This window comes from Vreelandella sulfidaeris Esulfide1, from assembly GCF_054072535.1.
In genome coordinates this window covers 3,738,162-3,764,095 of record NZ_CM133364.1, presented here as the reverse complement: position 1 = coordinate 3,764,095, position 25,934 = coordinate 3,738,162, and the positions used below count along the sequence as shown (strand labels likewise).

Genomic DNA, 25,934 nt, shown 5'->3' with positions numbered 1-25,934 from the left:
GACGAAAGTCTGATGGGTGAATACCCGTTCAATAGCGCGTAGAATCGCGAGCCTTTCTATTACTGTCAATGACACGCTAACCGGGCTCCTTTTGTGATCGCAACCGCCAATATCACCATGCAGTTTGGGGCCAAGCCCCTGTTTGAAAATGTCTCCGTTAAATTCAATAACGGCAATCGCTACGGCCTGATTGGCGCGAACGGCTGCGGCAAATCCACCTTTATGAAAATTCTCGGTGGTGATTTGGAGCCCTCCTCCGGCCAGGTGATGCTGGATAGCAGTACACGACTGGGTAAGCTACGCCAGGATCAGTTTGCGTTTGAAGATGAGCGGGTGATCGACACCGTTATTATGGGCAATGTCGAGCTGTGGTCGGTCGCCGCCGAGCGCGAGCGTATTTACTCGCTGGCAGAGATGAGCGAAGAGGACGGCATGGCCGTTGCCGATCTGGAAGTGCGCTTTGCCGAGCTTGATGGCTATACAGCAGAGTCCCGTGCGGGCGAACTGCTGCTAGGCTTGGGCATTCCCATCGAGCAACACACCGGTCCCATGAGCGAAGTCTCGCCCGGTTGGAAGCTGCGGGTACTGCTGGCTCAGGCGCTGTTCTCCGACCCCGATGTACTGCTGCTGGATGAGCCGACCAACCACCTGGATATCAACACTATCCGCTGGCTGGAAGATATTCTGAAAGCGCGCAGCAGCACCATGATCATCATCTCTCACGACCGCCACTTCCTGAACAGCGTCTGTACGCATATGGCGGATCTGGATTACGGCGAAATTACCCTATTCCCCGGTAATTACGATGACTACATGACCGCCGCCACCGCTGCGCGGGAGCGTCAGCACTCGGATAACGCCAAGAAAAAGGCTCAGATCGCCGAGCTGCAGCAGTTCGTGAGCCGCTTCTCTGCCAACGCCTCTAAAGCCAAACAGGCTACTTCGCGGGCGCGCCAAATCGACAAAATCAAGCTGGAAGATATTAAGCCCTCCAGCCGGGTCAGTCCTTTTATCCGTTTTGATCAGGCGAAAAAGATTCACCGTAATGCCGTCAATGTGGATGCCATTACCAAAGGCTATGACGGTGAACCGCTGTTTAAGCGCTTATCCATGACTGTTGAAGCTGGTGAGCGCATCGCCATTATCGGCCCCAACGGCATTGGCAAAACCACGCTGCTTAAAACCCTGGCAGGCGAGTTGCACCCGGATGCGGGTGAAGTGAAGTGGACCGAAGCCGCTGAAGTAGGCGTTTTTGCCCAAGATCACAGCGATGACTTTGCCGTCGATGCCACGCTGTTTGAGTGGATGTCGAGCTGGACCACCGGCGGTGAGCAGGTAGTGCGCGGCGCGCTGGGACGGATGCTGTTTTCCAGTGATGATATCGGTAAATCGGTGAAGGTGATTTCCGGTGGCGAGCAGGGACGCATGCTGTTCGGTAAGTTAATCCTCACTCAACCCAACGTGATGCTGATGGATGAGCCGACCAACCACCTGGACATGGAGTCGATTGAGGCGTTGAATCTGGCCCTTGAGAATTACCCCGGTACGCTGCTGTTTGTTAGCCACGACCGCGAGTTCGTTTCATCGCTGGCCACGCGCATTATTGATATGCAACCGGAAGGCATTGTCGACTTCAGCGGTAGCTACGATGACTACCTGCGCAGCCAGGGGGTCGTGTAACCAGAAAAGCGACGCTAGCCAATAATGCGCTCAAAGGTGTCATCGGTTGTGGGTTCGCGCTCCGCATTAAGCATGGCACCGCTAAAGTGCGTCTGCATTTCCTTGGCGAGTTCTACGTAGACGTACATTTGTTGATTGCGCCGCTTGTGCAGAGGCGGCTTTACTAACAGGCTAATGCCTTTAATGGGGGCATGCGTTTCACCACGGAGTAGGTCGGGCATTTCGCCGGGTGGAAAAGCGTTGGTAATGGTAATTGGGTTGGCGGGTTGCTGCCCGTCAATCAAAAATATCTTTTTGATTGAATCGTAACGGGCGCCTTTTTCTCGCAACCATTCGGTTAGGCGCTCGTCTGACCGTTCACTAGGCTGATCGAAAATAATAAAAAGAGAGTGCTGCTTTATACTGCTATTGCGCTTCGCGGGAGTGGTGGATTCAGGTTGCTCCGGCGAGCTCTCGGTTTGAAAAGTGACTGAGTTAGCGGCGGCCTCTTTCGCTGCCCGACGTCGTCGACGCCAGGGAACAATGACATAAATAAATATTGCTATCGCGAGAGCGCCCAATACCAGCGATACGAAGGAGAGTAATATGATGGTGGTCGTACGATCCATATTCTCAAAAACCCTTTGTTGTTTTAATGAGAAATTAAACGCTCTTTAACCGATGAATAGTGGGTTAAGGGTTAACGCAAGTAACACCCCGAGTTAGTAAGGCGCACCGTCAACCATCAGGCCGAAAACGGGCACCGGTGCTGGCGGTAGCGCTCACTACTAATATGGAAACCACTAGCACCAAAAGTTAATTTAGCACCCATCGCCTATTTTTAAAACGAAAGAATCAACCGTTTATTGGTGCTAACTCACTATTAGGCATTAAAAAAGCATCACCGAAGTGATGCTTTTTAGCCAAAATAATTCAGCTGTCAGCTAAACATATGCTGTATTAGCTCATACGATCATAACCATTATCCATAAACGGATAATCGGTGTAGCCCTTCTCATTACCGCCATAGAACGTTTCATGGTTCGGCTCAGTGAGCGATGCGTTAACACGGAAGCGCTCTGGCAGATCTGGGTTAGCGATGTAGGGGCGACCGAAAGCCACGGCATCGGTGGTGTTTTCGCTGATGCGTTTCTCGGCATGCTCGGCGTCGTAGTTGCCGCAATAGATCAGGCTGCCACTAAAACGTTCGCGCATCTTCTCGCGGAAACCCGCAGGGAAAGTGATATCGCCGCCCGCCCAGTTGGGCTCGTTCAGGTGCAGATAGGCCAGCCCACGCTTGGAAAGCTGATCGGCCATGTAGAGCGCCATCGCTTCCGGCTCGTCGTCGGTTAACCCAAACAGCTCGATAAACGGTGTCATGCGGATACCGACGCGGTCAGCGCCGTAAACGTCAATTACCGCATCCACCACTTCCAGCGGGAAGCGGGCACGGTTTTCCAGCGAGCCGCCATACTGGTCGGTACGTTTGTTGGTGCCGGTCGCCAGGAACTGGTTGAGCAGGTAAGCGTTCGCTGCGTGGACTTCGACCATATCGAAGCCCGCGCGTTTGGCACGCTCGGCTGCTTGGCGATAGTCCTCAACGATACCGGGGATTTCATCGGTTTCCAGCGCACGCGGTGTGCTGGTGGGGTGCTGGCCAGCGGTGCCATCTTCAAACTCGACAAAACACTGCGCGCCTTCGCCTTTCAAGGCACTCGGTGCTACCGGCTGTTGGCCGTCAGGTTGAACCATTTCGTGAGAAACTCGCCCAACGTGCCACAGTTGCAGGGCAATACGGCCACCTTTGGCGTGTACTGCATCAACAACCCCTTTCCAGCCTGTTTCCTGCTCATCCGTCCAAATACCGGGTGTATACACATAGCCACGGGCAGTGGGAGAGATATTGGTGGCTTCGCTGATGATCAGCCCAGCGCCAGCACGCTGCCCGTAGTAGGCTTCCTGCATCTTGCCCGGCACGCTATCAGGGGTACGCGAGCGGGTCAGCGGGGCCATGATGACGCGGTTAGGGATGGAGAGGCTGCCCAACTGGGTTGGGGTAAACAGCGTTTCATACGCCATAAAGTAAAACTCCTTTTGAAGCAGTGGGTATCATCGTGGCAAACAGAATAGACCAGTTTACTAGTAAGCGCCAACGACGATGCTATGCCTCAGTAGATGGGGACGTTAGGGGCAAAACAAAACCCCGCCAATCAAATAGGCGGGGTTAGGGGCAGCTTGGGTTGTTTATTACAGCTTCTGCCAAGGCCAACGCCGTTTGGCGGGCGTGTCGATCTGCTGCAGGGCGCTTGAAAGCGGCAACATAATGGCACCCAACTGGCGATAGCAGACTGCGCTGTTCAGTACGCCGGGGCACTGCTTTAGCAGCAAGTCGCACTGCTGCGAGGCGATAAAGAGTTGCTCGACCACCGCGGGCGCAAACAGCGGCTTCGCTTGCTGGCAGCAGCGGGTCAGCTCGCGGGAAAGCATCGAGAGCATGCTGGTATCCATCCAGCAGGGCAGCGGGTCTTCCAGGCGGCCAGCAATCGAGTGCTGAACCGCTTCAAAAGAGGTACGTAAAAACATGACTGTTTGGCGAAGTTGCCGCTGCTCGCTAGTCATCCCACTGATCCCTCACGACGGACTGCTTATTGAAACGCTGCTTGATGGATAAAAGGAGAGTGTTTCTCATTTGCATCTGTGCTGACGATAGCGTTACTTTATGAACGTGTCAATGCAGGGGCTATGGGAAAAGCGATGGGAAGAGCTATGAGCGCGCCTCAAACAGCTGCCAGTCGTTATTGGTTAGCGGCTTGGCTCCCTGCTCGGTCATCACGACGGTATCGCTGATGCCGACGCCCCACTGGCCGGGCACACGAAGGCAGAGCGGTAAATGAAATACCATATTCGCTTCAAACGTGCGCGACTGGCCTTTGGCGATAAAGCCAGTGCCTTCCACCCAGCTAGGTGGGAACTGCGCGCCTACGGCGTAACCAAATACACCCGAGAAAAAGTACTGGTCGCGCTGCGGAGCGAGTAGGGCATCAGCCGCTTGGGCAGCAGCATCAAAACTATTGCCGGGCCGCATGGTGTCGCACAGCGCCTCGAATATTGAACGACAAAGGTCGCGGGTGGATGATAGAGCCGAGTTGGGTGCGCCCGTTACTGCGGTACGCATCATGGGGGCTGTATAGCGCTGGTAAGCGGCGCCAAACTCTAAGAACACTGGCTCGTTAGGTTGAATCACGCGCCGTTTATGATTGACGTGTATCACGCCAATGCGATGCCCACTGGTCACGATCGGCTGCAGGCTCATAAACTCGCTGCCGTTTTCCAACAGCGCTTTAGCGCCAATAGCCGCAATATCGTTATCGGTCATGCCCGGGCGAATGCCCTGAATCGCCGTCTCTAAACCGAGTGCCGTGATACGGGCACTCTCTTGCAGCATCTCTAGTTCAGCAGGGCTTTTCACAATTCGAATGGCGTCGATTAGCGCGCCTGCTTCGCTGAAGCGTTCGCGACCAATGGCCTGCATCAGCGCATCGATTACCCCAAAGCGCAGCCCGCTGCTCCAGCCATCTATACCGATGTGCTGGCAGGAGGTAAGCAGATCCGCCAGCGGGGTGATGATTTCATCCAGGCTTTCCCAGCGGTAGCCGATAATCTCATCGACCCGAGCAGTGACCACCGCCGCACCGGTTTCAATGGAGGCAACTTGCAGCACTAGTTTCTCTTGCGTGCAGACTAAACAGGCATGAACTGAGACTTCAAAGGTGTGGTAGCCAGTGAGGTAGTTAATATCCGCAGGATCGGTGAGCATCAGCGCCTCTAACCCTTGCTCGGCCATTGCCTGACGCACCTTGTCCAGGCGCAGTTGGTATTCGGCAGCGGGAAAGGGTACTTCACTCTGGGCAAGTGTTTCAGTCAGGGCTGTGCGGTAGTGATGATAATCCATAGCGACCTCCGTTGATGGCTATGGTCAGTATAGGCATCAACGGCAAGCCCGCTTTTATCGCCCTCAACGCTAGCGGGTGAGCAGGAATAACCCTTGCAGAAAGTAGAAAATGCCAATGCCAGTCACGATCCAGCGTGTCCAGATGCGGAAATTGGCATCGGTGAGGCGGTGTAAAATGCGGTTCCCCGCTTGCGTGCCGAGCATGGCAAACGGTGCGGCTAGCAATACGATACCCCATTCGCCCGCGCTAAGTGCCATGGCAGCACCCAGGTAGAAGATGATTTTAATGCTGTGAGCCACTACCTGAATCATCGCCTTGGTCGCGACGACTTGGCGGCGATCCATGCGTGATCGCACAAAGAAAATATCAATCAGCGGCCCGGAAACCCCGGCGGCAATGGTTAACCCGCCTGAGGCAATGCCGCAGCAAAACGCATGGCTGGCGCGGTTGGCGTTGAGATGAAACCAACGCTTGGGCAGCCACACCAGTATCGGCAGCAGGCCAATCAGCAGCGAGACGCTGGCGGCATTGGGGCTGTAGTTGAATAGCAGAAGCAGGCCAGCGGCGCTCAACACGCCCAGCGCCATAAACGCGACGATCCGCCAGACAATATAGTGCCGCGAGAGCCAAGCGCGCGATCCATTGGCCGTGAGCTGTATCACGCCATGCACGGCCATTGCCGTACCGGCGGGAAATACCAACAGCAGAAACCACAGCAGCACCAAGCCGCCTGCCATTCCAAATACGCCGGAAAGCATCGAGGTGAAAAACACCACGCTGACCAGCGCCACACCGATCCATAGTGACATCGTTTATCCCTTAACTACGGCAAAATGGCCAAACTTGGTAAAACTTGCGGCACTGAAACTCCGCTTCACAGCTGTTGAGTTGGGCCTGGTAACGATTAGCGCGCGCCGCCACTTCTCGACCTGCCCTCAAAACCTGCGGTTTGCCCCGATACGTGCCGCGTTGGTAGCCGCCAGCGCCTTCGTGATACGCGTAATAAAGGTGTTCAGGATTACTCAGTGATATTCCCGCCTGCTGCTGAGAACGGCGGTTGTACCAGCCGATAAAATCGGTGGCGTGCTTCATATGCGTTCGCCGTGCAAATAGGCTACCCGCTTGGGCTTCGTATTCGCCCCATACCGGGTCCTGTGCCTGGGCATACCCTTTGGCTGATGAAGGGCGTGGGCCGGGGATAAAGCCCAGGTAGTATTTACGATCCGGGCGGATATGGCTGCGAAACGAGGACTCTTGTTGAATAAACGACATCTGAGTCGCAATCGGCGTGCCCCATTTCTGCTCAGATTCCTGAGCGTAGTCGTACCAAGTGGGCTGCTCGCGGAATATCTCGCAAAGATTGGTTTGATCCTGGGGCGGGTTAGGAGCAAAGGTAGCGCAGCCAGAGAGAAGCAGCACAAAACTCAGTGATGCCCAAAGACGTAGGCGAGCGAACGCATTTGAAGAGGCAACGGTAAAACTATTAACAGGGCAGCGCATAAAAGTCCTTGTGAATAATCTCTTGTGGATAAGTCGTTGAAAGCTTGTGTCTAAGATGTTGAGAAATGCTTTCTTCATCACCTATGAGCGATTGATCGCTTCTAACGCAGCAGTGCTTCCAGGCTGCGACGTAGCCGCTGCGCTTCACGCACCAGCGTTTCCCCTGACAGCATGCCGACGCCCATCACCAAGCCGACCCTTGGGTCGGTTGGCGCACACACCGGGCTTAAAGGTCGCACGATTAAATGCTCTTTCAGCAGTGATTGGGCGATTCCCACATCGTTGATGCCCGGCGCAAACTCAACGCAAAGGCTGATCGCGCTGCTGGGCGATGAAACGCTGCGCACCTGCGGTAGCGAGCGCAGTTGGTCGTGCAGTACCTGCTGGCGCCCTAAATAGTCGCGCTGGATGCGCCGGCACCAGGCGTCCAGGTCGCCATCAAAAATGAACTGGGCCAGTACGGCTTGATCCAGCATGCGACCTTCGCGGAAAAGCTCGCTGCGCAGACGGTTCATCGGCGCCGCCAAGTGGCGTGGAACTACTAAATAACCCAGCCGCAGGCCCGGAAACATCATCTTGGAAAACGATCCTACCAGCAAGTGGTGCTCTGATTGGGGAGTAAAGAGCAGGTTAGGGTGGTCGTCGCGATTGAACTCGTAATCATCCTCGACAATGTAAGCGGGCGATAAGGCATCGCATAAGCGTTGCTTATCGGTGGCGCTGGTGGGCACGCTGAGTGGGTAGTGATGTGAGCCGGTCAGGTAGGCAAGCTTCACCGGGACAGCAATAGGCGGAAGGTCGTGCCCCTGCTCTGGCAGCCACGGCACCGCTTCAATGTTCAAACCAGCGGCGGTAAATACGTTGCGCGCCCCCCAGTAACAGGGCGACTCCATGGCAACGGTGTCACCCACATCCGCCAGCGCCATGGCACATAGCTCAATGCCGTTATGGGTGCCGTCGGTAATGATGATCTGCTCGATATCGCAATCAAGGTTGCGCCAGCGCGCTAGAAAATCGCGAATGGCGCGCTTTAGCGGGCCGTAGCCGCCAGTGGAGTAAGAGAGCAGCAGAGCATTTTGCGGCACCGTTACGCTTGCGTAGAGCTGGCGCCACTTACGCATCGGGAACTGGGCGATATCAGGTATGCCGGGCACGAACGCGCCGCTTTGAATCTTGCTGGCACCGGGGCCACCCAGCACCCGCTGGGCGCGGGATGAGAGTTCAGCGTTGCCGGGCAGGGGCGAGGAAGGGGTAACTGGTCTGCTGGTCCAGGTACCTTGGCCGTGGGCGGTTTTCAGCAGTTGCTCTTCCAACAGCGTACCGATGGCAAGGGCGAGGGTTTGACGAGCGACATTGACCGCCTCGGCCAACATGCGATGAGAGGGCAAACGCAGCCCGCTGGGCCACTGCTGGGTAATGGCTTGGCGCAGCGCCTGCTCGATTCGCACCTGCTTGCTTAGCCGCTCCGGTTGGAGTGCATAAAGTTGCATAAATTGGTGCAAGACCTGCTGGCGATCCATCTCAATGCCTCCTTTCCCGCGTGAAACCCGCCATCGCTAGGCGTTTAGACGAAAGCATAAGTTAAAAGGCGCACTCTTATGGTGCGTTTTGAAAGTGGTCTAGTCGAACGGCAGAGTGGTGCATTCGCGTTATGGCCCCTGCCTGCTAGCGTATAACTATTCCGCTACTGGAATCAGCATACCGCGCCCCTCAGCGCCCACGACAACATCTAATAACACGCAGGATATTTTTATAATGACGACACCTTCATCAGAACAGGATGGGCTTGTCCGGGTACTCGCCCGTGGCGATGTTTTAGCATTGGCTTTTGGTGCGATGATCGGCTGGGGCTGGATAGTATTAACCGGCACCGCGATTCAGTCCGCTGGCAGTCTAGGCGCCATTATAGCCTTTATTATCGGTGGTTTAGCGATTGTGTTGGTCGGACTGACCTACGCGGAGCTAGCCGCTGCCATGCCTAAAGTCGGCGGTGAGCACGTTTATAGCTACCGTGCTCTGGGTCATTTGCCCTCTTTTCTCTGCACCTGGGCGATCATTTTAGGTTACTTGAGCGTGGTCGCGTTTGAAGCGGTGGCACTTCCCACGGTGATTGAGCACCTAGCGCCCAACTATGCAGTCGGTCATTTGTGGACGATTGCCGGGTGGGAAGTCAAAGCCACCTGGGTAGCGGTAGGCGTTGGCGGTTCGCTCATCATGATGATGATTAACTATTTCGGAGTAACCACTGCTGCTCTGTTGCAAAAGGTGGTGACCGGGTTGATTCTGCTAGTGGGCGTGATGTTCGTCACCGGTTCGCTGTTTGAAGGCGAAACCATCAACATGCTGCCGCTCTTTACCCAGGCGGATACCGGCGTGTTCGCGGGCATCGTCGCGGTGCTAGTGATGGTGCCGTTCCTGTTTGTGGGTTTCGATGTCATTCCCCAGGCGGCGGAAGAGATCAACTTGCCCTACAACGCCATCGGCAAAGTGCTGATGATGTCGGTCATTTTGGCAGTGGTGTGGTACGCGCTGATTATTTTGGCCACCAGCCTGGCGCTCAATAGCACCGAGTTGGCGGCGAGTTCCCTTAGCGTGCCGGATGCCATGGGTAGCCTGTTCAACGCCGCGTGGGCCAGCAACTTAATGGTCATGGCGGGTATTGCGGGCATTATTACCAGTTGGAACGCTTTCTACATTGGTGGCTCACGGGCGATTTATGCCCTCGCTAAAGCTGGCATGCTACCTGCGCCGTTTGCCAAGTTGCACCCGCGCTATAGAACGCCTACCAACGCCATTTTCATGATGGGCTTTCTCTCCTGTTTGGCGCCTTTCTTTGGTCGTCCCGCGCTGGTATGGATCGTTAACGCCGGTGGTTTGGGCATCGTGCTCGCTTACCTGTTTGTGGCGATCTCCTTCATGGTGCTGCGCGTACGCGAGCCGGACATGCCCCGTCCGTTCAAGGTCAGCAACGGCAAGCTGTGCGGCACCTTAGCGGTCTTACTCTCTTTCGGTATGGCATGCCTCTACCTGCCCGGTAGCCCGGCGGCCCTGAGCAGTGCTGAATGGACCATTTTTGCCGGCTGGGCGGTTTTAGGCTTGGCGTTATATATCCATGCACTGCGCACCTATGGTCGTGATTACAGCGACCGTCATATGAAGATGGACCTGTAAGCCTTTTACCTCGTTACCTAGGAGCCATGTATGAGCTTTATCGAACAGTGGTTACATGATGCAGTACCTGCCCTGGTGGGCAGCGAGTGGCGCAAGGGTCAGCAGAGCTTTGCCGTCGATAACCCTGCCACCGGTGAGACCATTGCCCGCGTGGCCGAGATGGGCGCCGACGATACCCGCGACGCCGTAGCTGCCGCTTACGAAGCAGGTGCTGCCTGGCGCGCCACGCCCGTCAAACAGCGTTCAGCCTTGCTGCGCCGCTGGTTTGAGCTGATCAATGAGCACGCCGACGACCTGGCCCGCCTGATGACCCTGGAGCAGGGCAAGCCGCTGGCGGAAGCCAAAGGCGAAGTGACCTACGGCGCCTCGTTTATCGAGTTCTTCGCCGAAGAAGCCAAGCGCATGGCGGGGGAAACCCTGCCCAGCCACGGTGCCGACAAGCGCCTGCTGGTGCTGCGCGAGCCGGTCGGCGTGGTGGCGGCAATCACGCCCTGGAATTTCCCGCTGGCGATGATTACTCGCAAGTGTGCCCCGGCGCTGGCCGCTGGCTGCACCGTGGTGATCAAACCTGCGGAAGCTACCCCGCTTACCGCGCTGGCAGCGGCCTATTTAGCGCTGGAAGCTGGCCTGCCCGCGGGCACCATTAACGTGGTCACCGCTTCCAAACCCGCTGCCGTGGGTGAAGTGCTCACCACCGACCCTAGAGTGCGCAAAGTGTCGTTTACCGGTTCTACACCGGTCGGCAAACACCTGCTGGCCCAGTGCGCCAGCACGGTAAAGAAAACTGCCATGGAGCTGGGTGGCAACGCGCCGTTTATCGTGTTTGATGACGCCGATGTGGATGCCGCTGTTGACGGCGCCATCACCTCTAAATTCCGCAATGCTGGGCAAACCTGTGTGTGCACCAACCGTTTCCTGGTGCAGGACGGCATTTACGATGCGTTCGTCGAGAAGCTCACCGAGCGTGTGAATGCATTAAAAGTCGGCGATGGCCTGGCAGATGGCAGCATTATCGGCCCGCTCATCAACCAAGCGGCAATAGATAAAGTGCAGCGACACGTAGACGACGCCCAAGGCAAGGGCGCACGCCTTATGTGTGGCGGCAAACTCCACGCTGCCGGTGAGCGCTTCTATACGCCCACGGTGCTAGCCGACGTCACAATCAAGATGGCCGTGGCTGATGAAGAGACGTTCGGCCCCGTGGCGCCGGTGTTCCGCTTCAAGAAAGACGAAGAGGCCATCCAGATGGCCAACGATACGCCGTTCGGCCTGGCCGCCTACTTCTATGCCACGGATTACCGCCGTATCTGGCGCACCATGGAGCAGTTGGAGTACGGCATGGTCGGTGTGAATGAAGGCTTGATCTCTACCGAGCTCGCGCCCTTTGGCGGCGTGAAAGAGTCCGGGTTGGGCCGTGAAGGTTCCCACCACGGGTTAGATGAGTTTACGGAACTTAAATACGTCTGCGTTGGCGGCCTATAAAGAGAACGATGATGACGAACCAAGAATTGAACGACCTGAAAAACCGCTATGTGGCCAACGGTGCCGCCACGCCGACCACCCAGTTTGCCGAGCGCGCCGAAAACGCTGAACTGTGGGACGCCGACGGCAACCGCTGGATCGATTTCGCGGGTGGCATTGGCGTGCTCAACCTGGGCCATCGCCACCCGAAAATCGTTGCCGCTGTAGAAGCACAGCTCAAGAAAGTCATGCACACCAGCGCTGCGGTGATCTCTTACGCGCCCTACGTGCAGTTATGCCAAAAGCTCTGCGAACTGACGCCGGTGCGCGGCCCCGAACGTAAAGCTATGCTGGTCAACACCGGTGCCGAAGCGCTGGAAAACGCCGTGAAGATTGCCCGCGCCGCTACCGGCCGCACCGGCATCATCACCTTCGACGGCGCCTTCCACGGCCGCACCATGATGACCCTGGCGATGACCGGCAAGGTGCTGCCCTACAAGAACGACTTCGGCCCGATGCCGGGCGATGTCTTCCGCGCACCGTTCCCCAACCCGCTGCACGGCATCAGCGAAGAAGCCTCGCTAAACGCCATTCGCACGCTGTTCAAAACCGATATCGCCCCGCACCGCACGGCGGCCATCGTAATCGAGCCGGTCCAGGGCGAAGGCGGCTTCTACATCGCCTCACCGGATTACCTGAAGGCCCTGCGAGCCCTGTGCGACGAGCACGGCATTCTGCTGATCGCCGACGAAGTACAGTCCGGCTTTGCCCGTACCGGCAAGCTGTTTGCCCTGGAACACAGCGGTATTGAGGCGGACATCCTGACCACCGCCAAGAGCCTGGCGAACGGCATGCCGCTCTCGGCGGTGGTGGGTAGCGCCAAAGTAATGGACGCCTCCGGCCCCAACTCTCTGGGCGGCACCTACAGCGGCAACCCGCTTTCTTGCGCGGCAGCTCTGGCGGTGATCGAGGCCATCGAAGAAGAGAACATCCTGGCCCGCAGCGAGCAGATGGGCAAAATGCTGGCCGAGCGTTTCGCGGTATGGGAAGAGCGCTTCCCCGCCGTCGCCCACGGCCGCCAGTTAGGTGCCATGGCGGCGTTCGAACTGCTTGATAGCGAAGGGAAACCCGATACAGCGCTTACAGGTGCGCTGTGTGCCAAAGCCCGCGAAAAAGGTTTGATCCTGCTCTCCTGCGGTTTCTACGGCAACAGCATCCGTATTTTGGTGCCATTAACCGTGTCTTCTGCGGTATTGGAAGAAGGACTCAGCATTATCGAGCAGTCCCTGGAAGCGCTTAGCTAACCTCTTCTAAGCAGCATCCAACCAACCCGCCATCGTCAAACAGCACAAGCTGTTGGCGATTGGCGGGTTTTTTTATGCGTTGAAAGCTCAAAGCTGGGATAGTCAGTCGTCCTAAGCGCCCTGTGCTAAGCTGGATTTAGTAGGGTGGATGAGAAAAATAGCAAGATAGGTAATCTCCTAACGTGGAGGTACTGGCAAATGCAGCAGAAACGCGAGTGTTGGATATGCAACCTGTTAATAATTAAAAAATTATAGACTTGGAAGAGTTTTGCAGGCTGCATTTTTTGGCAATCATGTTGACGCGTTCATCCAATCATCGGACGCGCTATCTAAGACCTGTTAAGCATCCAGGGTGAGAAAAATGGCAGCAACTCATGAGATTACCTGCATTAATAAGAGTGATCGTCAGAATCCTCACGAGCGAATTACACATGTGGGAGGAAAAAAAGGGGCAAAAAAAGACGGTGGACCTTGGAAGATCACCCAAGAGGAAGCGATAAAAGGTATTGAGAATGGAACGTGGTCTTTTTACGTAACGAAAAAAGGGAGTCGTGTTAACATAATAGTAGCTAAAAGTCGTTACGGTAATAAGTATTTAAAAACAGAGGCCGACGGTGAGCAGCCCAATAACCTGCTAAGTCTCCCAGAGTGTCCATAATAGCCATGCTTAACAAGGCCAGGCAAGCGACGCCAAAAAAGGCGCGCCCGCTATCGGGCGTTATGAGTAAAGATATGGAATCAGCTTGGAAGCAACTCGATCAATATGTGGACCTGTATAAGTTCCACTGGGATCTATGCATTAAATTGAACCTTTTTACGCTGGGCATTTCGGGTGCACTGTCTGCCTACGTGCTGAAGAACCAAAATTTACCGCTTATGGAGTATGCGCTTTTTCTTCCAATTTTGCTTTCTGGATTTATGGCTTGGCTCGCCCATAGAAGCACTCCCGGCGTAGTTCTCATACGCGATGAAGTCCGCAAATTGGCTCAGCAGTTACAGCTGGATACCTATCCTGAGTTTAGGTCGCTCATAAGCTTTTTGTTTGCTACAAAGGTACTTTGTGGATTGAGCGCACTTGGCCTTTTCGGGCTGTTTTGGGTCGTGGCCTGTCTGAACTTATAACAAATCATTCCAGTGCGTTGCGATCCTAGGGGTTTCCACCGGACGGCTTTTTCTTTGCTTCGCTGCGCAAAGGCCGCAGCTGAATTTTGGTATTATGCAGAATCTTTATAGCCGCAGAAGGCGAGGATAATTGATGGAGATGGTGGTTTCGGTCGGTGCCTTGTTGATTTCGCTGGCGGCATTATATTTTTCTCATTGGCATAAATCTGCAAAAGCTATCCTCTGCTTCAATAGCCGGTTTTTCCACTGCGTTGATAATAAGACGGTAAGGCAGCTTAATTACGCCTTCAGTAATACTGGTAACCAAGAGCTATACATCAAAGATGTCTCGTTACTACTGGGGCCATCTTCTGCCGGGCATTTGAAATATGACGCTCCATATTTGGAGATTCCGTCTAATCACGTAGAACCATTTGTTCTGAAACCAGGCGAGATCCGGCCCTTCACGATCCAGCATGATGCTTCTTACAAGCCACCAAAAGGTTCGGTGGCTAATGAACACCAGTATACGGTACTCAGCCTCGAAGTACTTTCTGCCAATGGAAAGCGTTATCAGGTTACTCACAACATATCGGAGTTGGGTCCCACTGGACCAGAGCTGAAGCATCCAATATGGAAGGGTGTCCCATTGGGAAGATCAGTATGAGGCATATTGCATAATTCCCCGGTGCGACGCGTGCCGGTTACGGCGTCGTTAGATATGGACATGGAGTGCGACCAGCACTGGGTGACATCATCAGGTGCACAGGGTCAGCGCTAATGCGGCCACGCCTTCTGGCGAAAAGATTAGTTAGCTTATAGCTAAGCATAACCGCTATCGATCCCCCAACCCACCCTCATCAAACAGAGAAAGCTGTTGATGGTTGGCGGGTTTCGCTTTTTTAGCGCGCTGAGCGGGAGGTCGACGCTGGCCGACGAGTTTATTCACAATGGCTTTTCTGGCGTCTAGGGTGTGGCGAAGCTCATAGAGCATCTTTTTCTAGTGGCGCTTGGGGCAGGGTGTAGCATCAAGCCCTAGTGTCAGGTCGTGGAGCTGTTCTACGCCTGCCACTGTTCAGGTTCAATGGCGAATAGGGGCAACATGGGGCCTGCCGCGGCTACGTTAGCCAGCGGTGCGTGATCGTGAATGCGTAAGTCGCGTTTGAACCAAACGACCTGAATGGGTGCCTGAGCCATTAGCCGTAACGCCTATTCGTCATGAACCGATGGCGTTACCATCAAGCCAGCATTTGCGTAATCCATTCAGCAGAACCCTTCCAACAGGAGCGTCATAATGTATATCGCCATGAACCGTTTTCGGATTGCCCCAGGCCGTGAAGAGGACTTTTTAGAGGTGTGGCGCAACCGCGACTCTCACCTGGATGAAGTGCCGGGCTTCAAGCAGTTTAAAATGCTGCAGGGTGAAAGCCAGGAAGATCACACCGTGTTTATCTCCCACAGCGTTTGGGAATCCGAAGAAGCCTTCCGCGATTGGACCAAGTCAGACGCGTTCCGCAAAGCGCATGCCAACGCCAAAGCGCCGGAAGGCATCTACCTGGGCCCGCCCAAGTTTGAAGGGTATGAGGTGGTGCTGTAAGGCTCGCGTTGCTCAATTGAGTCAGTTATCAGCGGGGTGGTTGCCCCGCTGTTAGAGTTAACTAAAATAACGCCAAGCCAATAGAGAGCAGCACGCTATAAAGCAGCGTTGAAATGGCCGTTTTCTTCAGCATGCCGGTGAGAATTTCGCCATCACGGCTATGGCTTAATGTTCTGGCGGCATCGGTCAGCGGCTTGGCTACCAGCAGGCTACTCCATCCCGCCAACGGCACCGGCAGCGCAACCAAGTAGATTAACGTTAGTAACAGCGCCAATCCTAGCAGTGCCCAGTGGTAGTTAATCGCGTTAGCGCGGCCCAGCCGCACCGCCAGGGTAATTTTGCCGTTACGCGCATCGCTTTCGATATCGCGCACGTTATTCACATTGAGCACGGCGGTTGCCAGCAGCCCGCAAGCTGCAGCGGGCAGAAAGGGCAGTCCGCTTAGTTGCTGGGTATAAAGGAAGTAGGTACCCATAACACCGAGCAGTCCGAAAAACACAAAGACTGAAATATCGCCCAGTCCACGATACCCATAGGGCGTGCCGCCCAGCCCAACGGTATAGGTCACCGCGGCTAATAAAGCAGCTGCGCCTAGCAGCACGAAGGTGACAATATGTCCCCACTGGTTTCCGAAGGCGGTAACCAATAGTGAAAGCCCTAAGAGCGCTGCCACACTGGCCGTTACTATCATTCCTCTGCGCATGGCCTGTGGGCTTAGCAAGCCTGAAGAGACCGCCCGCACCGGCCCAATGCGCGCTTGGTCGTCAGCGCCGGATACCGCATCGCCATAGTCATTTGCCAGGTTGGAAAGTACCTGCAGTGAAATCGCTGTCAGCAGAGCAAGCAAGAGCACGCTAGCATCAAAAGCATCCACACTCGCCGCTAGCCCACTACCCAGCAGAATAGAAGCGCATGCCAACGGCAGCGTTCGCGGTCGAGCGGCTAAAAACCAAGCTTGATAGGGGCGTCGCTTAGCGCGTTGTTCCATTGCGTCGATATTCCTATTAACAATTTTCATTTTAAAAAGCAGCTCGCGACTAATCATCAAACATACAGTGATGTATGAATAAGAGCTATAAAGTAGTCCTAAGTCAAAACAGACGGCCTTTCCTTACTTCATACTGAGGACTCCTTTCTCTCTGGAGTTTACGCTATGACTGTCGGCTTATTTAGACAATACAAATATGCAGCACTTGTAACACTTCCCTCGTAGGCAAATTATGCACTTTGTAAAACCTATTGAAGCGCTAAAGCATCAGCTTGATACGCTGAGTAATAGCGCTAGAAGAGGATTTGTTCATCTAAGTATTCCCTATCACGTAGGTAACGTGATGGGATGGCTAAACGCGCAGAGCGTTTACCCCCGCCTCTATTGGCAATCGCGTGATGAGGGCGCTGTTGAGTATGCGGCGCTAGGGGTTGTTAAGGCGTTTGATTCGCTAGCGGCGCTGCAGGCTGATTTTACCGCACTGGCCGATTATGGTGGCGAGCAGCCGGACTACTTCGGTGGTATGGCCTTCGACCCCGATGCACCTGGGTGGCAGCACTTCCCTGGCTGTTATTTTTTGCTGCCGCGTATAGTACTTAGGCGCCATCAAGGTGGGGCGACGCTATCACTCAACCTGCGTTTTGATGACCGTTGCCCAGAGGCTGAGATAGCCCAGGCTCGTGCCTGTTTGGCTGCACTGGAAGAGGAGCAATCGCTGCCTTGCCTATTGCCGCATGTTTATCAGCGTGATGACCGCCCCACCCTGAAAGAGTGGATGGCGTCGGTGGCGCTGGTCACTCATCCTGATCAGTTGGGTCACACACCCAAAGTAGTGCTTTCCCGGGAGACCTGCCTGACGACACCTGAAACGCCTAGCCCTTGGTCGTTGCTAGCACGCTGGCAGGCCGGTGCCGCCGACTGTTTTCACTTTGGCGTTCAATTGACACCGCATGAAGCGTTTATCGGCTGCCCGCCGGAGCGGCTTTACAAGCGCGAAGGTAGGCATTTAATGACCGAAGCGTTGGCGGGTACCACGCGCCGTGGGCAGGATGCCCAGCAGGATCAAACACTTGCGAATACACTGCTTGCTGATAAGAAAAATAATCTGGAAAACCAGTGCGTCTATCAGCAACTTTTGACCCAGCTTGAACCGCTTTCTTCGCAAGTCCAGATGGGCGAGGCGCATGTTGTTAAGCTGCGCTCGGTGCAGCATATCCGACGCCTGATTCACGCCGAGCTCCACAGTGGCATCACCGACCAGCAACTGCTTGCAGTACTGCCGCCTACCCCGGCAGTTGGTGGTGTTCCCCGCGACTCGTCGCTGGCTTTTATTCGCCAGCATGAGCGCCATCAACGTGGCTGGTATGCGGGCGTTTTCGGTCGAATTAGTCATGCCAGTAGCGACTTGGCGGTCGCTATCCGTTGCGCCCATATCAGCCCCAAAACGATTCGGCTGTATGCCGGGGCAGGCATTGTGGCAGGCTCACAGCCTGAGGAGGAGTGGAGAGAACTGGATACCAAAATCGCTGATATCATGTCGCTACTCGGAATGGGATAACGTAGATGACAGCACCGACATCGAGCGGCTTTATGAAAGAGCACGCCACCTTTAATCATGTGTGGGCGGCGCTAATGCTGGAGGAACACTACCGCTTGGGTGTCCGCGACGTAGTGCTGGCGCCAGGCTCCCGTTCATCGCCTTTGACCATGGCCGCCAGTGAGCATCCCGGGCTGCACTGCCACTGCCATTTTGACGAGCGTGGGCTGGGGTTTATGGCGCTGGGTATTGCCCGGGGCAATCAGCGTCCGGTGGTCATTATCACCACTTCAGGCACTGCCGTGGCGAACCTTTACCCGGCGGTGGTAGAAGCCAAGCTGCTCGGCGTGCCGCTCATTGTGCTCTCTGCCGACCGCCCCATTGAGCTACTGGATAACGGCAGCAACCAGGCGATTGATCAGCGCGATATTTTCTCGCGCCACACCATTGCCTATCATGACTTGCCGCCGCCAGAGGCTGAGATAAAAGCCGCATTTCTCCTCAACACGCTTGATCAAGCCATTGATCAACAGCACCGCTCCCCTGGGCCCATCCACATTAACTGCCGATACCGCGAACCGCTTTACCCCGGCCGTTGCCTGGTGGATGCCAGTGGCTATCTCGCCCCGCTGGGTAACTGGCTGACCGCCTCCACACCTTGGAGTGAATGGCAGGCCAGTACAGCGGTTCCAGCGCTCAACAGCGAGTGGGAAGCGCTTGCCCAGCAGCGCGGCCTGATTGTTGTTGGCAGGGTTGAAGACAGGGTTGAAAAGAGAGTTGAAGACCTTGTTAATGACTCCCAGCTGGCTCAGCAGATTGTTGAGCTATCCAAGCAGTTAGGTTGGCCGCTGTTAGCGGATGTGCAGAGCCAGATCCATTTTGATCCTCAAAATCTAATTCATTTTGACCTGGCGCTGCATGACGAAGGTTTCAGCGCTGAACTCGCTAAAGCCGAGGTGCTGCTACAGTTTGGCGGTCGGCTGATTTCCAAGCGATTAAGCCAGTTTATTACCCAGCAGTCGTGGCAGGACGTCTGGTTGGTTGATCCGCTGCCCCAGCGGTTGGACCCTGATTACTGTGTTAAGCGCCGTTTGATATGCTCGCCTGCCGACTTTATCGCTGATTTACCGGCGATTCCCGAGCAACCTACTTGGCATCAATTGGCTAGCCTCCAGCGCCGCACCAGTCAGCTTATCGAGGAGTTCTGTACAGCATTGTCAGAGTTGGGCGTCTGCCACCAGCTAGCGCAGCTAGCTAGAGGGCAACTTTTTATAGGCAACAGCCTGCCAGCACGGCTTATGAATATGCTGGGTACGCATCGCCAAATAACGCTGCGGGTATTTGCCAATCGCGGCGCTTCCGGTATCGATGGATTGATTGCCACTGGCTATGGCATTAGCTGCACTCGCCAAGAGCCCACTACTATTTTGCTGGGAGATACCAGCGCGTTACATGACCTCAATAGCCTGGCGTTGCTGAAACAAGCCACCCAGCCACTGGTGGTGGTTATCCTCAATAACGATGGCGGCAGTATTTTCCATATGCTGCCAGTGCCTAAAGAGGGTGATCTGCTGGAGCGCTATTATCGACAGCCTCACGGCTTGAGCTTCGAGCATGCGGCGCAGATGTTTGGGCTTGGCTACGTTGCGCCAGCGTCACTGGACGCCTTTGCGACAGCCTATAGCCAAGCTCTAACGGTGGGCGTTACGTTGATCGAGGTTAACGTACCCCATCAGCAGGTCGCCGATGATCTGACAGCGCTAGGAGCCGCACTTCGGGAGGAAGAGGGTGAGCGACGAATTTAAGCAAAAGGGATCCAAGCCAACCCTGGTCATGCTGCACGGCCTGCTGGGCGATCGCCACGATTGGGCGGGGGTGAGTGATGGCTTGGAAGGCGTTGATTGCTTAGCGTTGGACTTGCCTGGGCATGGCGAAAATCACCGCGTCCAGACAGCCTCTTTTGAGGCGTTTCACTATTGGCTTACTGACACATTGGTGGCTCACGGTATTCGCCGCTACTGCCTGCTGGGCTACTCCCTGGGCGGGCGCTTGGCGCTTTACCATGCTAGCCGTCAGCCATTAGGTCTTGCCGCCCTCTGGTTGGAAAGCGCTCATCCAGGGCTAGCTGCCAGCGAGCGACCCGCCCGGATTGCCCACGATGAACGCTGGGCAACACGTTTCGAGCAGGAACCAATGGAGGGGGTACTGACTGACTGGTACCAACAACCGGTGTTTTCCGACCTAACCGAGGCCCAGCGTCGTCGGCAGGTTCAACGCCGTCTTGCTAATCATGGGGCAGCTGTCGCGAATATGCTGCGTGCAACGTCACTCGGCAAGCAGCCATCGCAATGGGCGTGGCTGGCAAATACGTCGCTACCGGTCAGCTATTTTTCGGGTCTGCGGGATGCCAAGTTCCACACGCTGGCTTCTCGTCTAAAAACGATGGCCCCCCGCCTGCACCAGATCACGCTAGACGGGGGGCACAACCTTCATGCTGAACAGCCTGGTGAAATCTCACAACAGATCAACGCTTGGTATCAAACGTTTGGCTAAACCAGTGGTCAGCTAATCACCATTAACCAGGGTAGGCCGATCACCAGCCAAGCCACTAGAAATAGCAACCCGAAGATTGCTCCTAGCCGCCAGAAGAGTGTGCTGGGTAGATAGCCACTGCCGTAGTAGACGGGGCTTGGGCCCGTGCCGTAGGGGGTGAGAATGCCCATAAAGCCCAGCGTGGGAAGTAGCAGCAGAACAAACATCTGCATATCCAACCCGGCAATCCCCGATGCCGCTGCCAGAATCACCGGCAGCAGGGCGGTAACGTGCGCTGTCACGCTGGCGAAGAAATAGTGCAGTAGATAGAAGATGGCCACCAGTGCCACCATGGCCATCAGCGGGTCGAAGTGGCTGATCTGCCCGCCGACCACATTGCCAAACCAATTAACGAAACCCACTAGGCTCAGCCCACCTGCGAGTGCTACCAAGGTGGCAAACCATACAAAGGTATTCCAGGCGGCATGGTTATCGAGAATATCCTTCCAACTCACGATGCCCACTAACAGCATCCCGCAGATGACCAATAAACCCACCAGTGACCCAGAGATAACACTGCCCGCAAAAATCCATAGCAATAGGGCAGTGACCACCATCATGACCAGTATTATTTCATTACGGGTCAGTGCTCCCAGCTTGGTTAACTCCTTTCCAGCCCAATCGGAAATTTCATTACCCGCTTTCACCTCGGGGGCGCATAACCAATAACTCAGTAGCGGCACCAGTAAAAGCAGCAGAATGCCCACCGGCACGACGGCCATGAACCACTGCCCCCAGTTGATACGAATACCGGTGGTGCTTTCAGTTAGTGCGATAGCCAATAGGTTGGGTGCCAGCGCGGTTAAAAATAGTGAGCTTGTCACACAGGTAGATGCGAGCGCTGTCCACATAAGAAAACTGCCCATGCGCTTCATGCTGGGATCATTAGGGTGGGAGTCGTAAAGCGGTGGCAGGTTACGAATTACCGGGTAGATGGTACCCGCACTACGCGCCGTATTAGAGGGCGTAAAGGGCGCCAGAATGCCATCGGCAATCATTACCGCGTAGCCCAGGGTTAAGGTGCGTTTACCCATTGCCTTGACCAGCCAGAGTGATATTCGCCTGCCCAAGCCGGTCTTTTCATAGCCCAGGGCAAACATAAAGGCGCCAAAAATTAGCCAGACGGTGGAGTTGGTAAAGCCCGACACGGCCCATGAGAATGCTTGGTTGGCGGCATTAAAGCCGTCAGTTGCCAGTTGCTCCGGAGAGAACAGCACCCACCGCGAAAGCAGTGCCACCAGCGTAACGCCGACCAGCCCCACCACCGCACCGGGCAAGGGTTCGAGAATCAAGCCAACGACACAGCCGAGAAAAATGGCGAAGAAGTACCACGCATGGGGCGCAAGCCCCGGTGGAGTGGGGATCAGCGCGACAATAATAGCGACTGCTAACGGCGCTAGCAGTTTCCATCGCGGTGAGGGTTGGGCATTGGTAGTCATGCGGCACCTCTCTTCAGTGTTTAGCGTATTTACTTTTGTCGCTTGGTGGGCAGCTATCTGCCTGGCAGTAATTGCCCTGAAGAGTAAGCGGTGTGGCATTAAGGTAAAAGCAACGATAACTTAATTTTCGCCTTCCTTGACGTACGTCAATACTCCTTTCGAGTAATAATCGCGGCCTGCTAGGGGTATGGTAATTTGAAAAGAAGAAGGCGCCGCAGCGTATCGCCATTACGACCTGACTAACGGAAGGAAGCGTCATGCAACAGCGAGATTTCGATATCGTTATTGTGGGTGGAGGAGGGGCAGGCCTACGCGCTGCCATTGGCGCGGCCGAGCAGGCTAAGGAGCAAGGTACTCCCCAGCGTATTGCACTGCTCTCCAAGGTATACCCCATGCGCTCTCATACCGTGGCCGCCGCCGCCGTCACCAGTGCCGAGGATTCCCATCAGGCCCACTTTGACGACACTGTGTCAGGCGGGGATTGGTTGGTTGAACAAGGCGTCGTTGATTACTTTGTCCACCACGCTTATCAAGAGCTGGTACAGATGGAGCGCTGGGGTTGCCCCTGGAGCCGTAAAGACGATGGCCAAGTGCAGGTGCGCCGCTTTGGCGGTATGAAAACCGCCCGCACTTGGTTCGCGGCCGATAAAACCGGCTTCCATATGCTGCATACGCTGTTTCAAACTTCGCTGAAATACCCTGAGATCGAGCGTTTTGATGAGTACTTCGTAGTCGACTTGGCCGTTCATGAAGGGGCTGTCATCGGCGTGATAGCCCTGCAAATCGCCACCGGTGAATTGACCTTGCTGCGCGCTAAAGCGGTGATTCTTGCTACCGGCGGCGCAGGGCGCCTGTTCCGCTTCAATACCAACGCGGGTATTGTCACCGGCGACGGCATGGCGATGGCCTACCGTCACGGCGTGGCACTGCGGGATATGGAATTTGTGCAATACCACCCCACAGGCCTGCCTGGTTCCGGTATTTTGATTACCGAAGCGTGCCGGGGCGAAGGGGGCATTTTGCTCAATAAAGATGGCTATCGCTATCTGCAGGATTATGGCCTAGGCCCGGAAACACCATTGGGTAAGCCGGAAAACAAGTACATGGAGCTGGGGCCTCGGGACAAACTTTCCCAGGCCTTTTGGCAGGAACAGCAGGCGGGCCGCACCGGCAAGTTTGGCGACAGCGACGTGGTCTATCTCGACCTGCGTCACCTGGGTGAGAAATATATCTTAGAGCGTTTGCCGTTTATCTGCGAGCTGGCCAAAGCCTATATCAACGTTGATCCGGTGAAAGAGCCGATTCCCATTCGCCCAGCGGTTCACTACACCATGGGCGGGATCGAAACCGACCCTCAGTGCGAAACCTCGATTGCCGGGCTATACGCCGCTGGGGAGTGCGCCTCCGTCGGTTTACATGGGGCCAACCGGCTGGGTTCCAACTCGCTTACCGAGCTACTGGTCTTTGGCCGCTTGGCCGGCGAGCAAGCAAGTCAACGTGCAGCGCAAACCGAGTGGGCCGATATGCACTTGCTGGAAGCCCAGGGTGATCGTCAGCAAGCCAAACTACTGCGACTCTGTGACGGAACCGGCAGTGGGGAGAACTGGGTAGAACTCAAGCACGCCATGGTGCAGGCCATGGAGAGCGGCTGCGGTATTTATCGCACTGAAAAGGGCATGCAGGAATCGCTTGATACCATGCGTCAACTGCGTGCGCGCTTTAACAAGGTTCGCGTAAACGATACCAGCAAGATCTTCAACACCGAGCTACTGGAGTGCCTGGAGCTTGAGTGTGGCCTGGATATTGCCGAAGCTTCTTGCTTAAGTGCACTGGAGCGGCGTGAATCCCGCGGTGCTCATCAGCGCTTGGATGAAGGCATGCAGAAGCGCGACGATGTTAATTACCTCAAGCACAGCCAGGTCTTTTATCAAGGCGATGCCCATGCCGAGCTGCACTGGCAGGAGGTCGATGTGCGGTTTTCCGCACCGTCTGAGCGGGCCTATGGCGATGCGGGCAAGGGGGGCAAGGTATGAACACCCAGCAGATCAGCACCAAACAAGTCAGCGTCAAACGCTATCTGCCAGATAGCTCGGCTGAACCTTTCTGGCAGCAGTACGAGTTACCGGTGGACGACAGTACCTCGCTACTGGATGCCCTCAACCATATCAAAGAGCAGCTCGATAGCACGCTGAGTTACCGCTGGTCGTGCCGCATGGCGATTTGTGGCTCCTGCGGGGTCATGGTTAACGGCATTCCCAAGCTCGGCTGCAAAACTTTTTTGCGTGATTATGACGGTGATATCCGCATCGAGCCGCTATCCCACTTCCCCGTACAGCGGGATCTGGTGATGGATATGGAAATATTCCTTGAGCACTTGGCCGCGGTTAAGCCCTATTTGATCGATGACAATCCGGTGAAATCTTACGACCCCCAGGCGCCGGAAACCTATCAACAGTCGCCCGAACAGCTCGCCCGCTACAAGCAGTTCGCTAACTGCATTAATTGTGGCCTTTGCTACTCGGCTTGCCCGCAGTTTGGACTTAATCCTGAGTTCCTTGGCCCGGCGGCGCTGACGCTGGCCCACCGTTACAACCTGGATAGCCGCGACCACGGCAAGAAGCAGCGCATGGCGGAGCTCAATCGCCACGAAGGGGTGTGGAGCTGCACCTTTGTGGGCTTCTGCTCCAAGGTGTGCCCCAAGCACGTCGACCCGGCCGCTGCGGTGAATCAGGGTAAGGTCGAGGCGGCCAAACACACGCTTATTGCGCTGTTTAAAGGTTAGAGGGAGGAGAAGTCGTGGATAAATTATCGTCGCAACGCCTGCCGCCACTGAAGCGCAACTGGTGGCTGAAACACCGCTTTTTTAAACTCTATATGCTGCGCGAAGCCACAGTATTGCCGCTGGTTTTCTTCACGCTCTGTTTACTCGCCGGTATGGTTGCACTTCTTCAAGGGGCAGAGAGCTGGCAAGGGTGGATCGCCTTTATGCGTTCCCCCATCGTATTTGTGCTGAATCTTCTTGCATTGGCCGCCAGCCTGTTTCACGCCGCCACCTTCTTTGTGCTATTCCCGCGGGTAATGCCGCTGCGCATCGCTGGCCACAGCCTGCCTGACAATATGATTGTGGCTGGGCAGTGGGCAGGTGTAGTGGCGGTCGCGTTGCTATTCTTCTGGCTATTGGGGAGGGCATGAACATGATCAAGCAAGCCATGAGCAAACCTAGTGGCAAACAAGGTGCACAGCACAAACAGGCCTTTGATGAGCCGCTTTGGTGGGGGCTGTTTAGCGCGGGCGGCGTCTGTTTTGCCGTCTTGCTACCCGCCGTGATTTTATTTATAGCGATTTTATTGCCCCTTGGCCTACTGCCCGCCGATGCGTTGAGCTATGAGCGAGCATCAACGCTGCTGTTTAGCGTACCGGGCTTGCTGTTTGTTGGCGCGGTGGTTTGCCTACCGCTATTTCATGCGGCCCACCGTATGCGCCATGGGCTGTTTGATATCAGCGTTGGCAATGACGCACTTAACAAAAAACTGATGTACGGTGGGGCTGCGCTGCTAAGCATCGTAGCCTTGGGCATAGTCGTGGCGGGCTTCTTTAGCTAAACGGCTTACTGTCCTCACCTTATCCCTGAC

The 25,934-nt window shown here is 55.4% G+C and carries 25 protein-coding genes; 15 read left to right on the top strand and 10 right to left on the bottom strand.

Features of this window, described 5'->3' with window-relative positions; genetic code table 11:
* Positions 1-93: 93 nt before the first annotated feature.
* Positions 94-1,680, top strand: a complete 1,587-nt coding sequence (locus ACW44H_RS17500; RefSeq protein ID WP_290702164.1) for an ABC-F family ATPase — start codon at positions 94-96, stop codon at positions 1,678-1,680.
* Between the two features lie 14 nt (positions 1,681-1,694).
* On the opposite strand, the gene ACW44H_RS17495 is transcribed toward ACW44H_RS17500, so the two are convergent.
* The 7 genes from ACW44H_RS17495 to ACW44H_RS17465 all read right to left on the bottom strand — a co-directional run bounded on the left by ACW44H_RS17495 (position 1,695) and on the right by ACW44H_RS17465 (position 8,632).
* Entirely contained in the window at positions 1,695-2,288 is a 594-nt protein-coding gene (locus ACW44H_RS17495; RefSeq protein ID WP_457505802.1) for a cell division protein ZipA C-terminal FtsZ-binding domain-containing protein, read from the bottom strand.
* Between the two features lie 331 nt (positions 2,289-2,619).
* On the bottom strand, positions 2,620-3,738 hold the full coding sequence (locus tag ACW44H_RS17490; RefSeq protein ID WP_457505801.1) for an alkene reductase: 1,119 nt from the start codon (positions 3,736-3,738) through the stop codon (positions 2,620-2,622).
* 168 nt (positions 3,739-3,906) lie between these two features.
* Positions 3,907-4,278: a hypothetical protein gene (locus tag ACW44H_RS17485; RefSeq protein WP_457505800.1), complete on the bottom strand. Its 372-nt coding sequence runs from the start codon at positions 4,276-4,278 to the stop codon at positions 3,907-3,909.
* A 145-nt stretch (positions 4,279-4,423) separates the two neighbouring features.
* A complete protein-coding gene (locus ACW44H_RS17480) occupies positions 4,424-5,611 on the bottom strand; it encodes a M24 family metallopeptidase (protein WP_457505799.1) in 1,188 nt (395 codons plus the stop codon).
* A 69-nt stretch (positions 5,612-5,680) separates the two neighbouring features.
* A complete protein-coding gene (locus tag ACW44H_RS17475; protein WP_457505798.1) occupies positions 5,681-6,421 on the bottom strand; it encodes a TSUP family transporter in 741 nt (246 codons plus the stop codon).
* A 10-nt stretch (positions 6,422-6,431) separates the two neighbouring features.
* Complete coding sequence (locus tag ACW44H_RS17470; RefSeq protein ID WP_457505797.1) at positions 6,432-7,112, bottom strand: transglycosylase SLT domain-containing protein; 681 nt, start codon at positions 7,110-7,112, stop codon at positions 6,432-6,434.
* Positions 7,113-7,213: 101 nt separating this feature from the next.
* Positions 7,214-8,632, bottom strand: coding sequence for an aminotransferase-like domain-containing protein (locus ACW44H_RS17465; RefSeq protein ID WP_457505796.1), 1,419 nt, complete (start codon positions 8,630-8,632; stop codon positions 7,214-7,216).
* 235 nt (positions 8,633-8,867) lie between these two features.
* Between ACW44H_RS17465 and ACW44H_RS17460 the strand changes: the two genes are divergently transcribed.
* From ACW44H_RS17460 to ACW44H_RS17435, 6 genes are all read left to right on the top strand, one after another.
* Positions 8,868-10,283 (top strand): APC family permease, encoded by a 1,416-nt coding sequence (locus ACW44H_RS17460; RefSeq protein ID WP_457505795.1) that lies wholly within the window; start codon positions 8,868-8,870, stop codon positions 10,281-10,283.
* A 30-nt stretch (positions 10,284-10,313) separates the two neighbouring features.
* A complete protein-coding gene (locus ACW44H_RS17455) occupies positions 10,314-11,765 on the top strand; it encodes an NAD-dependent succinate-semialdehyde dehydrogenase (protein WP_457505794.1) in 1,452 nt (483 codons plus the stop codon).
* An 11-nt stretch (positions 11,766-11,776) separates the two neighbouring features.
* On the top strand, positions 11,777-13,048 hold the full coding sequence (gene gabT / locus ACW44H_RS17450) for a 4-aminobutyrate--2-oxoglutarate transaminase (protein WP_457509075.1): 1,272 nt from the start codon (positions 11,777-11,779) through the stop codon (positions 13,046-13,048).
* 361 nt (positions 13,049-13,409) lie between these two features.
* Positions 13,410-13,706 carry a DUF3892 domain-containing protein gene (locus ACW44H_RS17445; protein ID WP_457505793.1) on the top strand — a complete coding sequence of 99 codons (297 nt, stop codon included), beginning with the start codon at positions 13,410-13,412 and terminating at the stop codon, positions 13,704-13,706.
* Positions 13,707-13,711: 5 nt separating this feature from the next.
* Positions 13,712-14,170: a hypothetical protein gene (locus ACW44H_RS17440; RefSeq protein WP_457505792.1), complete on the top strand. Its 459-nt coding sequence runs from the start codon at positions 13,712-13,714 to the stop codon at positions 14,168-14,170.
* Positions 14,171-14,303: 133 nt separating this feature from the next.
* Positions 14,304-14,816, top strand: coding sequence for a hypothetical protein (locus ACW44H_RS17435; RefSeq protein ID WP_457505791.1), 513 nt, complete (start codon positions 14,304-14,306; stop codon positions 14,814-14,816).
* 392 nt (positions 14,817-15,208) lie between these two features.
* Here ACW44H_RS17435 and ACW44H_RS17430 read toward each other — a convergent pair whose 3' ends face one another.
* Complete coding sequence (locus ACW44H_RS17430; protein WP_457505790.1) at positions 15,209-15,346, bottom strand: deoxyribodipyrimidine photo-lyase; 138 nt, start codon at positions 15,344-15,346, stop codon at positions 15,209-15,211.
* 97 nt (positions 15,347-15,443) lie between these two features.
* Here ACW44H_RS17430 and ACW44H_RS17425 point away from each other — a divergent pair, with 97 nt between their 5' ends.
* Positions 15,444-15,746: an antibiotic biosynthesis monooxygenase family protein gene (locus tag ACW44H_RS17425; RefSeq protein ID WP_035560873.1), complete on the top strand. Its 303-nt coding sequence runs from the start codon at positions 15,444-15,446 to the stop codon at positions 15,744-15,746.
* A 61-nt stretch (positions 15,747-15,807) separates the two neighbouring features.
* Here the strand turns inward: ACW44H_RS17425 and ACW44H_RS17420 are convergent, their stop codons facing one another.
* On the bottom strand, positions 15,808-16,734 hold the full coding sequence (locus ACW44H_RS17420; protein ID WP_457505789.1) for a 1,4-dihydroxy-2-naphthoate polyprenyltransferase: 927 nt from the start codon (positions 16,732-16,734) through the stop codon (positions 15,808-15,810).
* A 232-nt stretch (positions 16,735-16,966) separates the two neighbouring features.
* Between ACW44H_RS17420 and ACW44H_RS17415 the strand changes: the two genes are divergently transcribed.
* Genes ACW44H_RS17415 through menH form a run of 3 tightly spaced genes read left to right on the top strand, consistent with a single transcriptional unit; the run spans position 16,967 to position 20,824 of the window.
* The gene (locus ACW44H_RS17415; RefSeq protein ID WP_457505788.1) at positions 16,967-18,292 is read left to right on the top strand and encodes an isochorismate synthase; all 1,326 of its coding nucleotides are present in this window, start codon (positions 16,967-16,969) and stop codon (positions 18,290-18,292) included.
* A gap of 5 nt (positions 18,293-18,297) precedes the next feature.
* A complete protein-coding gene (gene menD / locus ACW44H_RS17410; protein WP_457505787.1) occupies positions 18,298-20,076 on the top strand; it encodes a 2-succinyl-5-enolpyruvyl-6-hydroxy-3-cyclohexene-1-carboxylic-acid synthase in 1,779 nt (592 codons plus the stop codon).
* Positions 20,060-20,824 carry a 2-succinyl-6-hydroxy-2,4-cyclohexadiene-1-carboxylate synthase gene (gene menH, locus ACW44H_RS17405; RefSeq protein ID WP_457505786.1) on the top strand — a complete coding sequence of 255 codons (765 nt, stop codon included), beginning with the start codon at positions 20,060-20,062 and terminating at the stop codon, positions 20,822-20,824. The genes menD and menH overlap by 17 nt, the downstream gene beginning before the upstream one ends.
* Before the next feature lie 8 nt (positions 20,825-20,832).
* Here menH and ACW44H_RS17400 read toward each other — a convergent pair whose 3' ends face one another.
* On the bottom strand, positions 20,833-22,302 hold the full coding sequence (locus ACW44H_RS17400; protein ID WP_457505785.1) for an anion permease: 1,470 nt from the start codon (positions 22,300-22,302) through the stop codon (positions 20,833-20,835).
* 257 nt (positions 22,303-22,559) lie between these two features.
* Here ACW44H_RS17400 and frdA point away from each other — a divergent pair, with 257 nt between their 5' ends.
* From frdA to frdD, 4 genes are read left to right on the top strand one after another with little or no spacing between them, the layout of a single operon-like run.
* Positions 22,560-24,335, top strand: a complete 1,776-nt coding sequence (gene frdA, locus ACW44H_RS17395) for a fumarate reductase (quinol) flavoprotein subunit (protein ID WP_457505784.1) — start codon at positions 22,560-22,562, stop codon at positions 24,333-24,335.
* Entirely contained in the window at positions 24,332-25,084 is a 753-nt protein-coding gene (locus ACW44H_RS17390) for a succinate dehydrogenase/fumarate reductase iron-sulfur subunit (protein ID WP_457505783.1), read from the top strand. The genes frdA and ACW44H_RS17390 overlap by 4 nt, the downstream gene beginning before the upstream one ends.
* A 14-nt stretch (positions 25,085-25,098) precedes the next feature.
* Complete coding sequence (locus ACW44H_RS17385) at positions 25,099-25,494, top strand: fumarate reductase subunit C (protein WP_457505782.1); 396 nt, start codon at positions 25,099-25,101, stop codon at positions 25,492-25,494.
* A gap of 2 nt (positions 25,495-25,496) precedes the next feature.
* Positions 25,497-25,904: a fumarate reductase subunit FrdD gene (gene frdD, locus ACW44H_RS17380; protein WP_457505781.1), complete on the top strand. Its 408-nt coding sequence runs from the start codon at positions 25,497-25,499 to the stop codon at positions 25,902-25,904.
* Positions 25,905-25,934 lie beyond the last annotated feature (30 nt).

Excerpts from the sequence above, each read along its gene's own strand:
- ACW44H_RS17495 (WP_457505802.1), bottom strand. The coding sequence starts at position 2,288 with ATGGATCGTACGACCACCATCATATTACTCTCCTTCGTATCGCTGGTA.
- ACW44H_RS17490 (WP_457505801.1), bottom strand. The coding sequence starts at position 3,738 with ATGGCGTATGAAACGCTGTTTACCCCAACCCAGTTGGGCAGCCTCTCC.
- ACW44H_RS17485 (WP_457505800.1), bottom strand. The coding sequence starts at position 4,278 with ATGACTAGCGAGCAGCGGCAACTTCGCCAAACAGTCATGTTTTTACGT.
- ACW44H_RS17480 (WP_457505799.1), bottom strand. The coding sequence starts at position 5,611 with ATGGATTATCATCACTACCGCACAGCCCTGACTGAAACACTTGCCCAG.
- ACW44H_RS17475 (WP_457505798.1), bottom strand. The coding sequence starts at position 6,421 with ATGTCACTATGGATCGGTGTGGCGCTGGTCAGCGTGGTGTTTTTCACC.
- ACW44H_RS17470 (WP_457505797.1), bottom strand. The coding sequence starts at position 7,112 with ATGCGCTGCCCTGTTAATAGTTTTACCGTTGCCTCTTCAAATGCGTTC.
- ACW44H_RS17465 (WP_457505796.1), bottom strand. The coding sequence starts at position 8,632 with ATGGATCGCCAGCAGGTCTTGCACCAATTTATGCAACTTTATGCACTC.
- ACW44H_RS17460 (WP_457505795.1), top strand. The coding sequence starts at position 8,868 with ATGACGACACCTTCATCAGAACAGGATGGGCTTGTCCGGGTACTCGCC.
- ACW44H_RS17455 (WP_457505794.1), top strand. The coding sequence starts at position 10,314 with ATGAGCTTTATCGAACAGTGGTTACATGATGCAGTACCTGCCCTGGTG.
- gabT (WP_457509075.1), top strand. The coding sequence starts at position 11,777 with ATGACGAACCAAGAATTGAACGACCTGAAAAACCGCTATGTGGCCAAC.
- ACW44H_RS17445 (WP_457505793.1), top strand. The coding sequence starts at position 13,410 with ATGGCAGCAACTCATGAGATTACCTGCATTAATAAGAGTGATCGTCAG.
- ACW44H_RS17440 (WP_457505792.1), top strand. The coding sequence starts at position 13,712 with ATGCTTAACAAGGCCAGGCAAGCGACGCCAAAAAAGGCGCGCCCGCTA.
- ACW44H_RS17435 (WP_457505791.1), top strand. The coding sequence starts at position 14,304 with ATGGAGATGGTGGTTTCGGTCGGTGCCTTGTTGATTTCGCTGGCGGCA.
- ACW44H_RS17430 (WP_457505790.1), bottom strand. The coding sequence starts at position 15,346 with ATGGCTCAGGCACCCATTCAGGTCGTTTGGTTCAAACGCGACTTACGC.
- ACW44H_RS17425 (WP_035560873.1), top strand. The coding sequence starts at position 15,444 with ATGTATATCGCCATGAACCGTTTTCGGATTGCCCCAGGCCGTGAAGAG.
- ACW44H_RS17420 (WP_457505789.1), bottom strand. The coding sequence starts at position 16,734 with ATGGAACAACGCGCTAAGCGACGCCCCTATCAAGCTTGGTTTTTAGCC.
- ACW44H_RS17415 (WP_457505788.1), top strand. The coding sequence starts at position 16,967 with ATGCACTTTGTAAAACCTATTGAAGCGCTAAAGCATCAGCTTGATACG.
- menD (WP_457505787.1), top strand. The coding sequence starts at position 18,298 with ATGACAGCACCGACATCGAGCGGCTTTATGAAAGAGCACGCCACCTTT.
- ACW44H_RS17400 (WP_457505785.1), bottom strand. The coding sequence starts at position 22,302 with ATGACTACCAATGCCCAACCCTCACCGCGATGGAAACTGCTAGCGCCG.
- frdA (WP_457505784.1), top strand. The coding sequence starts at position 22,560 with ATGCAACAGCGAGATTTCGATATCGTTATTGTGGGTGGAGGAGGGGCA.
- ACW44H_RS17390 (WP_457505783.1), top strand. The coding sequence starts at position 24,332 with ATGAACACCCAGCAGATCAGCACCAAACAAGTCAGCGTCAAACGCTAT.
- frdD (WP_457505781.1), top strand. The coding sequence starts at position 25,497 with ATGATCAAGCAAGCCATGAGCAAACCTAGTGGCAAACAAGGTGCACAG.